Origin of the sequence: Actinotalea ferrariae CF5-4 (assembly GCF_000603945.1) — a bacterium.
Lineage (GTDB): Bacteria > Actinomycetota > Actinomycetes > Actinomycetales > Cellulomonadaceae > Actinotalea > Actinotalea ferrariae.
Map to the genome: position 1 here is coordinate 23,742 of NZ_AXCW01000027.1, position 10,607 is coordinate 34,348.

The window sequence follows — 10,607 nt, forward strand, 5'->3', positions numbered from 1 at the left end:
GGCCCGTGCCTCAGCGCAGCCCGCGCCGGGAGCTGATGACCCCGGTGTCGAACCCGGCGAGGTGCAGGCCGCCGTGGAACCGCGCGTGCTCGATCTTGACGCACCGGTCCATGACGACCTCCAGGCCGGCGTCCTCCGCGCGGCGCGCGACCTCCTCGTGCCACGAGCCGAGCTGCAGCCAGAGCGTGCGCGCCCCCACGGCGATCGTCTCGTCCAGGACGGTCGGCAGGTCGTCGTGCCGGCGGAAGACGTCCACGAGGTCGGGCACGACGGGCAGCGCCTCGAGCGACGGGTACACCGGGCGCCCCAGGATCTCCGTGGCGCGCGGGTTGACGAAGTACACGTCGTACGGGGAGGACGACAGCAGGTAGGTCGCCACGAAGTAGCTCGCGCGCGAGGCGTTCGCGGACGCCCCGACGATCGCGATGGACCGGGTGCGGCGCAGCAGCGCCAGGCGCTCGGGAGCGCTCGGACCGACCCACGTGCGGGCGGGGGCGCCGGCCGGCGCGGCGGGCGTGGGCAGGGCGCAGGCCTGGGCGTCGGTGCTCACGCGGTCACCTTCACGGTCTCGGAGCGGGCGTCGTCGTCGGTGGTGTGGGCCTCGCGCGGGCCCACGGCCGCCGTGAGCGCCTGGTCGAGGTCCCACAGGATGTCCTCGACGTCCTCGAGCCCGATGCTGATCCGCACGAGGTCCTCCGGCACGCCGGCGGCCGCGAGCTGCTCGGCGGAGAGCTGCTGGTGCGTCGTGGAGCCCGGGTGGATGACGAGCGTGCGCGCGTCGCCGATGTTCGCCAGGTGGCTCGCGAGCTGGAGCGCCTCGATGAAGCGGCGCCCGGCCTCCCGGCCGGGGACGTCGGGGGTGCCGCGGACGCCGAAGGCGAACACCGACCCCGGGCCGAGCGGCAGGTACTGCCGCGCCCGCTCGTGGTGCGGGTGCGACGGCAGCCCGGCCCAGTTGACGTACCCGATGCGCGGGTCGGCCTCGAGCCACGACGCGACGACGCGCGCGTTGGCGACGTGCTCCTCGATCCGCTGGGGGAGCGTCTCGACGCCCTGCAGCAGGTTGAACGCCGACTGCGGGGCCAGCGACGGGCCGATGTCCCGGAGCTGCTCCGAGCGCAGCTTGGTGAGGAAGCCGTACTCGCCGAAGTTCTCCCACCAGCTCACGCCGCCGTACGAGGGGACGGGCTCGGTCATCTGCGGGAACTTCCCGCTGCCCCAGTCGAACCGCCCGCTCTCGACGACGACGCCGCCGAGGGTGGTCCCGTGCCCGCCGAGGAACTTCGTCACCGAGTGGATGACGATGTCGGCCCCGTGCTCGATCGGGCGGCACAGGTACGGCGTGTTGAGCGTCGCGTCGATGACGAGCGGGACACCGGCGGTGTGGGCCACCTCGGCCAGGCCGGCGATGTCGGTGATCTCGCCCGACGGGTTCGCGATGACCTCGGCGTAGACGACCTTGGTCTCGGGCCGGATCGCCGCCGCGTAGTCCGCGGGGTCGGTGCCGGGGACGAACGTCGTCTCGACGCCGAAACGCCGCAGCGTCACGTCGAGCTGGGTGACGGTGCCGCCGTAGAGCGACGCCGCGGCGACGACGTGGTCGCCGGCACCGACCAGCGCGGCGAACGTGATGAACTCCGCGGCCATGCCCGACGACGTCGCGACCGCGCCGATGCCTCCCTCGAGGGACGCGATCCGCTCCTCCAGGGCCGCGACCGTGGGGTTGCCGATGCGGCTGTAGATGTTGCCGTACTTCTGCAGCGCGAAGAGGTTCGCGGCGTCGTTCGTGTCGTCGAAGACGAAGCTCGTCGTCTGGTAGATCGGGACGGCGCGGGCGCCGGTCGTCGGGTCCGGGACCCCGCCCGCGTGCAGCGCACGGGTGCGGAAGCCCCAGCGGCGGTCGCCGGTGGTCGGTTCGGTCACGGGTTCTCCTTCGACGTGGCCGCAGCGCGGGCGCGCAGGACCGCCTGGATGCGGGTGAGGGACGTCTCGTCCTGCAACGACGTGACGTCGCCCAGGCTTCCCCCGGCGACGAGGTCCGCGAGCAGACGACGCATGATCTTCCCGGACCGCGTCTTGGGCAGGTCCGGGACGACGAGGACGTCGCGCGGCTTGGCGATGGGGCCGATCTCCTTCGCGACGTGCGCACGGAGGGTCTCGGTGAGCGTGTGGGCGTGCGCGGCCCACGCGTCGGCGTCCTCCGGATCGGCGGGGGAGCGGGCCGGGATGACGAACGCCGCGATCGCCTGCCCCGTCGTCGGGTCCGTCACGCCGGCGACGCCGGCCTCGCCCACGGCGGGGTGGGAGACGAGCGCGGACTCGATCTCGATGGTCGACAGGCGGTGGCCCGAGACGTTGATGACGTCGTCGACGCGCCCGAGCAGCCAGATGTCGCCGTCGGCGTCGTAGCGGGCGCCGTCACCGGCGAGGTAGTAGCCGTGCTCGGCGAAGCGGGACCAGTACGCGTCGCGGTAGCGCTCCGGGTCGCCCCAGACGGTCCGGGCCATGCCGGGCCACGTGCGGTCGACGACGAGGAAGCCGCCCGCGCCGTGCGGGACCTCGACGCCGTCCTCGTCGACGACCTTCGCGGAGATGCCCGGCAGCGGCCGGGTCGCGGAGCCGGGCTTGAGCGTCGTCACCCCCGGCAGCGGGGCGATCATCGTGGCGCCCGTCTCGGACTGCCACCAGGTGTCGACGATCGGGAGCTCGCCGCGGCCGAGCTGGTCGCGGAACCACACCCACGCCTCGGGGTTGATGGACTCCCCGACGGTGCCCAGGAGCCGCAGGCTCGACAGGTCGTACGAGTCGGGCACCCCGTCCGGGAACCACGTCATGAGCGTCCGGATGAGGGTCGGCGCGGTGTAGTAGACCGTGACGCCGTACCGCTCGATGATCTCCAGGTGGCGCGCGGTGTGCGGGCTGTTGGGCGTGCCCTCGTAGATCACCTGGGTGAGCCCGTTGCTCAGCGGCCCGTAGATCTCGTAGGTGTGCGCGGTGACCCAGGCGAGGTCGGCGGTGCACCAGTGGACGTCGTCGTCCTTCGCGTCGAACAGGGCCCAGTGCGTCCACGAGGCCTGCGTGAGGTAGCCGCCCGCCGTGTGGACGAGGCCCTTGGGCTTGCCCGTCGTGCCGGAGGTGTAGATGACGAACAGGGGCGTCTCGGCGTCGAACGCCTCCGCCTCGTGGTGGTCGTCGGCGGTGTCGACGACGTCGTGCCACCACACGTCGCGGCCGGGCGTCCACGGCACGTCGGGCGTGGCGTCGCCGGTGCGGCGGACGACGAGGACGTGCTCGAGGTGGTCCAGGCCCGCCGCGGCCTCGTCCGCCGTGGCCTTGGTGGGGACGGCCTTCCCGCGGCGGAACTGGCCGTCGGAGGTGACGAGGACCTTCGCGCGGAGGTCCTCGAGCCGGAACCGCAGGGCGTCGGCGGAGAAGCCGCCGAAGACGAGGGAGTGGATCGCACCGATCCGGGCGATCGCGAGCGTGACGACCACGGTCTCGGCCAGCACGGGCAGGTAGACGACCACCCGGTCGCCCTTGCCCACCCCCAGGGCCACGAGCGCGTTGGCGGCCCGGGCGACCTCCCGCTGCAGGTCCGCGTAGGTGAGGGTGCGCCGGTCTCCGGGCTCGCCCTCCACGTGGAGGGCGACCTTGCCACCGCGTCCGGCGGCGACGTGCCGGTCGACGCAGTTCACGGCGACGTTGAGCCGACCGCCCGCGAACCACTCGGCGCGGGGGACGGTGAGGCCGTGCGGGTCCTGGGGGTCGGGGACCGCCGGCTCCCACGTGTGCGCCGTGCGCCAGGGCTCGGCCCACTCCAGGCGGCGGGCGGCCGCCTCCCAGAAGGCGACGTGGTCCTCGTCGGCCTCGGCGGTCAGGCGCGCGTGGTCGGCCGGTCCGACGTTCCAGCCGCCGTCGGGCGCCGGGTACGTCCGGTCCTCGACGAGGAGGTTGCTGATCGTGCCGGTGCTCATGCCGTCCTCGGGGGGTGGGAGGGGTGCGGGGCGGTCAGAAGCGCCGCAGGAGGCGCTTCTCGACCAGGCCGATGACCGCGTCGGTGCCCTTCCCGAGGACAGCGAGCAGCACGATGGCCAGGAGGATCCGGTCCACCCTGCCGTTGTTGGCGGACTCGGTGAGCAGGTAGCCCAGGCCCATGGACGAGGCGATGAGCTCGGCGGCGACGAGGAAGAGCCACGACTGGGCGAGTGCGAGCCGGAGCCCGGAGACGACCGACGGCGTGGCCGCCGGCAGCTGGACCCGGGTGAGCAGGGACACACCCCGCAGGCCGTAGGCGCGGCCCGCCTCCACGAGGTGCCGGTCCACGTGGCGCAGGGCCGAGGCGACGGTCGTGTAGACGGGGAAGAAGGCGCCGATCGCGATGAGGGTGACCTTGGAGTCCTCGTTGATGCCCATCCAGAGGATGAGCAGCGGGACCCAGGCCAGGGAGGGCACCGCGCGGACGGCGCCCAGGGTGCCGGAGAAGAGCGCGTCCGTGAGCCGCGACAGGCCGACGGCGGCACCGACGACCAGGCCGACCACGGCGCCGAGAGCGAAGCCCAGGAACACCCGCTGCGTCGAGATCGCGACGTGGTCCCACAGCGTGGGTCCGTTCTGCCAGGTGGCGAGCTCGACGGCGGCGGTCCAGACGGACGCGGGGGAGGGAAGCTGGTAGGGGGCGAACTGCCCGGTCACCTCCGTGACGAGGAACCACACGCCCAGGACCGCGAGCGGCACGACGCCGCCGAGGGCCGCGCGCGCCCCCCGGGAGCCCAGGAGGTCCCGCCGCGGCCGCTCGACGGCGGAGACGCCGTGGATCGAGGACGTCGCGTGGGTGGCGGGCTCACCGGTGCCGGTCTGCAGCCGGCCGTAGGTGCTGACCGGTGCGTCGACGGGGGTGGTCCTCGACCCCGTGCTCGCGGGGCTGTCGAGTCGCGTCATGTCCTGTCCTTCCGCCCTCGGTGGGACGCTCGGGGTGCTGCTCGGGAGGTGCGCTGCGGCACGCCGTCGGTGACGTGCCGCGAGAGGGTGCCGGCCCCCGCCCCCCGACGAGGGCCGGCACCGGTCCGTCAGTCCGCGATGGAGGCCGCGTCGGCCTGCGTCACGAACGAGTCCTCGAAGAGGCTGTCCAGCGCCTCGTCGATCTGCTCCTGGCTCGACACGTCGCCGGACTCGACGAAGATCGGGCCGACCACCTCGAGCACGGAGCGCTGCGCCTCGCCCGGCACCGGGTCCAGGTCGATGACCGTGCGCTCGAGGATGACCTTCTCGGCGATCGCCAGGTCGATGCCCGCGACGTCGGCGAGGATCTGCGCCGTCTCCTCGGGGTTCTCCAGCGCCCACGCCCGGGCCTTCTCGTACGCGTCGACGACGACCTGGGCGAGGTCCGGGGACTGCTCGAGGAAGCTCTCCGTGGCGTTGAGGAAGCCGAAGGTGTTGAAGTCGATGTTCCGGTAGACCAGCTTGGACCCGGCGTTGACCTCGGTGTCGGCCATGATCGGGTCCAGGCCCGCCCACGCCTGCACAGAGCCGTTCTCCAGGGCCGTCCGGCCGTCGGCGTGCTGGAGGTTCTGGACCTCCACGTCGCCGAGGGTCAGGCCGTGCTCCTCGAGCGTCTGCAGGAGGAAGAAGTACGGGTCGGTGCCCTTGGTCGCGGCGATCGACGTGCCGGCCAGGTCGTCGGCGGAGTCGATCGGGGAGTCCGCCGGGACGACGATCGCCGACCACTCGGGCTGGGTGTAGACGGCGATCGTCCGGATGGGGGAGCCGTTGGCCCGGGCGAGCAGCGCGGCGGAGCCTGCGGTCGAGCCGACGTCGATCGCCCCGGCGCGCAGCGCCTCGTTGGCCTTGTTCGAGCCGGCCGACTGGACCCACTCGACGGTGACGTCGTCGCCGAGCGTCTCCTCGAGCCAGCCCTGCTCCTTGATGACGAGGCTGAGCGGGTTGTAGGTGGCGAAGTCGACCGTGAGCGTGTCGCTGCTCCAGCCCTCCGCCTCGCTCGTGGCGCCGGGGGCGGGGGCGTCCGCCTGGGTGGCCGAGCCCTCACCCGCGACGCAGCCGCTGAGCATCAGGGCCGCGGTCAGGGACGCGGCGGTGACGGACAGTGCGGATCGGATGGTCATGAGTACCTCTCGGGTGGGGGCCGGCGGGCGCCGGCGTGCCGGCAGGTGCCGGCGGGGTCAGGGGCGGGGGGTCTGGGGACGGCTCAGCGAGCCGGGTGGTGGTGCGGGTCGACGCCGAGACCCTCAAGGAGCTCGGCGCGCAGGTGCGCGAGCTCGGCGTCGCCGCGGTCGCGGGGCCGCGAGCCGGGCACCGTGACGACGGAGCGGACCGTGCTGGGCGTGCCCTTCGGCGCGCCCTTCGGCCGGCCGAGGAGCACGACCCGGTCCGCGAGGTAGAGGGCCTCGTCGACGTCGTGGGTGACGAGGAGGACGGTCGCACGCTCCACGGCGTGGACGTCGAGGAGGAGGTCCTGCATGCGCAGGCGGGTCAGGGCGTCCAGCGCGCCGAAGGGCTCGTCGAGGACCAGCACGCCGGGGTTGCGCGCCAGCGCGCGGGCCAGCGAGGTGCGCTGCGCCATGCCGCCGCTGATCTGACGCGGCCGGTAGTGCGTGCACTCACCCAGGCCGACCAGCCCGAGCAGCTCGTGGACCCGCTGCGTGCCCACCGCCCGGTCCGTGCCCCGCGGCAGCCCGACGGCGACGTTCTGGGCGAGCGTGCGCCACGGGAGCAGGCGCGGCTCCTGGAACGCGACCGCGCACCGGGTGTCCACCCCGTCGACCGGCGACCCGTCGATGAGGATCTGGCCGGCGGTGGGGGCGTCGAGACCGCTCACCTGGCGCAGGAGGGTCGACTTCCCGCAGCCGGACGCCCCGATGAGGGCGACGATCTCGCCCGCCTCGATCTCGAGGTCGACGTCGGCGAGGACGGGGGTCGGGCGGCCGGCGCGGTCGCGGGGGGCGAACGTCCGGCCGACGCCGCGGATGCTCACGGGGTGGGCGGGGTGCGAGCGCACGGGGGCAGGGGTGGTGATGGCCATGGCAGGTCCTCGGGGGGTCGTCGGCTCCGTGCTCGTCCGGAGCCGCGCACGCGCAGGCCAGGACGTCGCGCACGGGGGTGCAGGACGGGGCTGGGGTTTCTGCGCTGGCGACCTAGGTCCGCCGTTGGACCGGGACGTGCCGCGGGGTGCTGCCCTCGAGGGGGCGGGGTCGGCTCGTCAGGCGCCAGCGCGTGGCATGCAGCCACACATTCGGGCCATCGGCAGGGCCATCGAGTCGTGAAGACCGTTCATGGCACTGACCTCCTCCCGAGCAGGCGCCTCCGTGCGAGGCGACGTGAGCCGGTCACCCGACCGACGGTGCGACAGTAGGCGCACGGCGGCGACCGTGTAAACATGCGAGACGGGTTCGCCCGGATGGTGAGACAGATTCACCTGGGCCGGTCCCGGACGGACCGAAGGGCCCGTGCCTGCGCACGGGCCCTTCGGTGGGGACGTCGCCGTCCTGAGACGGTGGGCGTCCTCAGATGTAGATCGCGGGGTCGTCCACCATCTCGGCGGCGGGGGCCGTCGTCGGGCGGGTGCGGACGACGGCCGGCACGCCGACGGCGGTCGCCTCGGCCGGCACGTCCCTGATGACCACGGCGTTCGCGCCGATCTGCGCACCGTCGCCGACCCACACCGGGCCGAGGATCTTGGCCCCCGCCCCGACGACCACCCGGTCACCCAGGGTGGGGTGGCGCTTGCCCCGTCGCATGCTCTTCCCGCCGAGCGTCGAGCCGTGGAACAGCACGACGTCGTCGCCCACGACCGCCGTCTCGCCGATGACCACGCCCATGCCGTGGTCGATGAAGAGGCGGCGTCCCAGGTGGGCGCCGGGGTGGATCTCGATGCCGGTCGCCGCCCGGGCGGCCTGCGACAGGAGGCGGGCGGCCAGGCGCAGGCCCGGCCGCTGCCACATCCGGTGCGTCAGCCGGTACACCCACACCGCGTGCACCCCGGGGTAGCCGAGGGCGACCTCGAGCCGCGAGCGCGCCGCGGGGTCGCGGTGCCGGGCGGCGTCCAGGTCCTCGACGAGGTCCTGGAGGAAGAGCCAGACAGGGCGCATGCGATCAGTCCATGAGGTCGGAGTAGAGGATCGACGTCAGGTAGCGCTCACCGAAGCTCGGGACGATGACGACGATGGTCTTGCCGGCGTTCTCGGGCCGCTTGGCGATCTCGACGGCAGCGTGGATGGCGGCTCCGGAGGACAGGCCCACGAGCAGGCCCTCCTTCTGGGCGGTCTCCCGCGCCACGCGCACGGACGTGTCGGCGTCCACGTCGAAGACCTCGTCGTACACCGAGGTGTCCAGGATCTCCGGGACGAAGTTGGCCCCGATGCCCTGGATCTTGTGGGGGCCCGGCTGGCCGCCGTTGAGGATCGGGGACTCGGCCGGCTCGACGGCGACGACCTTGACGTCGGGCTTGCGCTCCTTGAGCACCTGGCCGACGCCCGTGATGGTGCCGCCCGTCCCGATGCCCGCGACGAAGATGTCGACCTGGCCGTCCGTGTCGGCCCAGATCTCCTCGGCCGTGGTGCGGCGGTGGATCGCCGGGTTGGCCTCGTTGGCGAACTGGCGGGCCAGGACGGCCCCCGGGCGCTCCGCGGCGATCTGCTGGGCGCGGGCCACAGCGCCCTTCATGCCCTCGGCGCCGGGCGTGAGGACCAGCTCCGCACCGAACGCCCGCAGCAGGGCCCGGCGCTCCTTCGACATGGTCTCCGGCATGGCCAGGACGACCTGGTAGCCGCGCGCGGCGCCGACCATCGCCAGGGCGATGCCCGTGTTGCCGCTCGTGGCCTCGACGATCGTCCCGCCCGGGGGGAGCTCGCCCGAGGCCTCCGCGGCGTCGACGATGGAGACGCCGATGCGGTCCTTGACCGAGCTGGCCGGGTTGTAGAACTCGAGCTTGGCCAGGACCGTGGCCCCGGCGCCCTCGGTGACGCGGTTGAGCCGGACCAGGGGGGTGTTGCCGATGAGCGCGGTGACGTCGTCGTAGATGCGGGCCATGGTTTTCCTCGTCTCGCTGGGCCCCGGTGGGGCGGGTGGTGGCGGACGCACGTGTGCCGAGCGGTGTCTTCCGCTGCTGCCGGCACAACGGTGCGCGTCGGTCGGGCATTCCGCGGCGTGCGACCGCGGGGGTCGGGGCTCGAGCGCTGGCGCGTCGTGGGGGCGGCGCGGGGCCGCGCGTGCTCCAGCGCTCTAGCGACAGCAGCGGGTCGCACGCGCGGGCGCGGTGCGGCCGATCGTCACCGCGGGCGACGACGGGGCGGGCGCGAGCGGCGTGGTCGTCCTCACGTCGGCCTCCTCCCCGGGGTGCTGCGGTACGGCCCGATGGGCCGCCCCTCCTGGCGAACCTAGCGGATGGTCGCGCCCGATCGCACCGCGGAGGGTGCCGGGCTCACGGCGTGGGGCTCGGGGCCGGGCCGGGGGGCTCGGGCTCGCGGGCCGCCGGGTCGTCGTCGGCCCCGGGGTCGGCGGCAGCGGGGGTCTCGTCCGCACCGGACCCGCGCAGGCGGGGCAGCTCGACGTCCAGGCAGGACATCGCCACCGGGTCCCCTCCGGCCAGCGCCGTGACCCGTGCGGCGGCCTCCGAGAGCCGTGCCTCGGGCAGGTCGCCCGCGCGGACCGCGGCGACGAGCGCGTCCCGCATCGCGCGGGCCTGCGAGCCGTCGGTGACCAGGGCGGCGTCCGCACCGGCGCCGACGGCGAGCACCACCGACTCGGTGAAGTCCCACCTCTGGTGCACGGCACCCATGCCCAGGCTGTCGGTCATCGCCACGCCCTCGAAGCCCATCTCCCGCAGCGCCGCGTAGGCAGCGGGGCTGAGGCTCGCGGGCAGGTGGGGGTCGAGGGCCCGGTACCCGAGGTGGTTGAGCATCACCACGGGGACGCCGTCCTCGACGGCGGCCGCGAACGGCACGAGGTCCGTGCGGAGGAGCTCGCCGAGGGACGCCTCCACGACGTCCCCCTCGGCGTGGGTGTCGGTCGCGGACCGTCCGTGCCCGGGGAAGTGCTTGGCCGTCGGCAGCACCCCGCCGGCGGCGAGGCCGTGCCAGTACGCGCTCGCGTACCGGGTGACCGTGTCGGCGTCGCCACCGAAGGCGCGGTCCCCGATGACGCCGTCCGACGGCCCGTCGTCGAGGTCCGCGACCGGCGCCAGGTCGAGGGTGATCCCCAGCTCGGCGAGCCGTCCGCCCGCCTCCCGGGCGAACTCCTCGACCTCCTGCGGCGTGCGGGTCTCGGCGAGCCGCCGGGGCGACGGCCCGGCGCCGACGACCTGCCGGGCCAGGGCCACACGTCCGGACTCCTCGTCCGTCGCCACGACCAGGGGCCGACCGTGGGCCTCGAGCACCGCCTCCTGCAGACCCGTCACGAGGGCCGTCGTCTGCTCCGCGGTGCGCACGTTCCCCGAGGACAGGAACACCCCTCCGACGCCGAGCCGGACGACCTCGCGGGCGAGCGGCTCGCCGGGCCGGGTGACGTCCGGGAGGCCGACCACCAGGACGGCGGCCGCGCGCTCGGCGAGCGGGGCGGGGACGCAGCCGGGCGCCGTGCCCTGCCCGGGCGCCGTG

Annotated in this window: 9 protein-coding genes; all 9 read right to left on the bottom strand. The window is 74.1% G+C overall.

Annotated elements, in window-relative coordinates:
• Nucleotides 1-10: 10 nt before the first annotated feature.
• Nucleotides 11-550: a CoA-binding protein gene (locus N866_RS04260; protein WP_034223101.1), complete on the bottom strand. Its 540-nt coding sequence runs from the start codon at nt 548-550 to the stop codon at nt 11-13.
• On the bottom strand, nt 547-1,923 hold the full coding sequence (locus N866_RS04265) for an O-acetylhomoserine aminocarboxypropyltransferase/cysteine synthase family protein (protein ID WP_034223104.1): 1,377 nt from the start codon (nt 1,921-1,923) through the stop codon (nt 547-549). Before N866_RS04265 ends, N866_RS04260 begins: the two co-directional genes overlap by 4 nt.
• On the bottom strand, nt 1,920-3,974 hold the full coding sequence (acs, locus tag N866_RS04270) for an acetate--CoA ligase (RefSeq protein ID WP_034223106.1): 2,055 nt from the start codon (nt 3,972-3,974) through the stop codon (nt 1,920-1,922). Before acs ends, N866_RS04265 begins: the two co-directional genes overlap by 4 nt.
• Nucleotides 3,975-4,008: 34 nt before the next feature.
• Nucleotides 4,009-4,938 (bottom strand): ABC transporter permease, encoded by a 930-nt coding sequence (locus N866_RS04275; RefSeq protein ID WP_081802314.1) that lies wholly within the window; start codon nt 4,936-4,938, stop codon nt 4,009-4,011.
• A gap of 128 nt (nt 4,939-5,066) precedes the next feature.
• The gene (locus N866_RS04280; protein WP_034223109.1) at nt 5,067-6,119 is read right to left on the bottom strand and encodes an aliphatic sulfonate ABC transporter substrate-binding protein; all 1,053 of its coding nucleotides are present in this window, start codon (nt 6,117-6,119) and stop codon (nt 5,067-5,069) included.
• 83 nt (nt 6,120-6,202) lie between these two features.
• A complete protein-coding gene (locus tag N866_RS04285; RefSeq protein WP_052022369.1) occupies nt 6,203-7,036 on the bottom strand; it encodes an ABC transporter ATP-binding protein in 834 nt (277 codons plus the stop codon).
• 481 nt (nt 7,037-7,517) lie between these two features.
• Nucleotides 7,518-8,102, bottom strand: a complete 585-nt coding sequence (cysE, locus tag N866_RS04290) for a serine O-acetyltransferase (RefSeq protein ID WP_034223112.1) — start codon at nt 8,100-8,102, stop codon at nt 7,518-7,520.
• A gap of 4 nt (nt 8,103-8,106) precedes the next feature.
• Nucleotides 8,107-9,042, bottom strand: coding sequence for a cysteine synthase A (cysK, locus tag N866_RS04295; RefSeq protein ID WP_034223115.1), 936 nt, complete (start codon nt 9,040-9,042; stop codon nt 8,107-8,109).
• Between the two features lie 391 nt (nt 9,043-9,433).
• Nucleotides 9,434-10,607, bottom strand: a 1,174-nt coding sequence (locus N866_RS04300; RefSeq protein WP_052022370.1) for a glycoside hydrolase family 3 N-terminal domain-containing protein, incomplete at its 5' end; no start/stop codon positions are given.

Excerpts from the sequence above, each read along its gene's own strand:
- acs (WP_034223106.1), bottom strand. The coding sequence starts at position 3,974 with ATGAGCACCGGCACGATCAGCAACCTCCTCGTCGAGGACCGGACGTAC.
- N866_RS04275 (WP_081802314.1), bottom strand. The coding sequence starts at position 4,938 with ATGACGCGACTCGACAGCCCCGCGAGCACGGGGTCGAGGACCACCCCC.
- N866_RS04280 (WP_034223109.1), bottom strand. The coding sequence starts at position 6,119 with ATGACCATCCGATCCGCACTGTCCGTCACCGCCGCGTCCCTGACCGCG.
- N866_RS04285 (WP_052022369.1), bottom strand. The coding sequence starts at position 7,036 with ATGGCCATCACCACCCCTGCCCCCGTGCGCTCGCACCCCGCCCACCCC.
- cysE (WP_034223112.1), bottom strand. The coding sequence starts at position 8,102 with ATGCGCCCTGTCTGGCTCTTCCTCCAGGACCTCGTCGAGGACCTGGAC.
- cysK (WP_034223115.1), bottom strand. The coding sequence starts at position 9,042 with ATGGCCCGCATCTACGACGACGTCACCGCGCTCATCGGCAACACCCCC.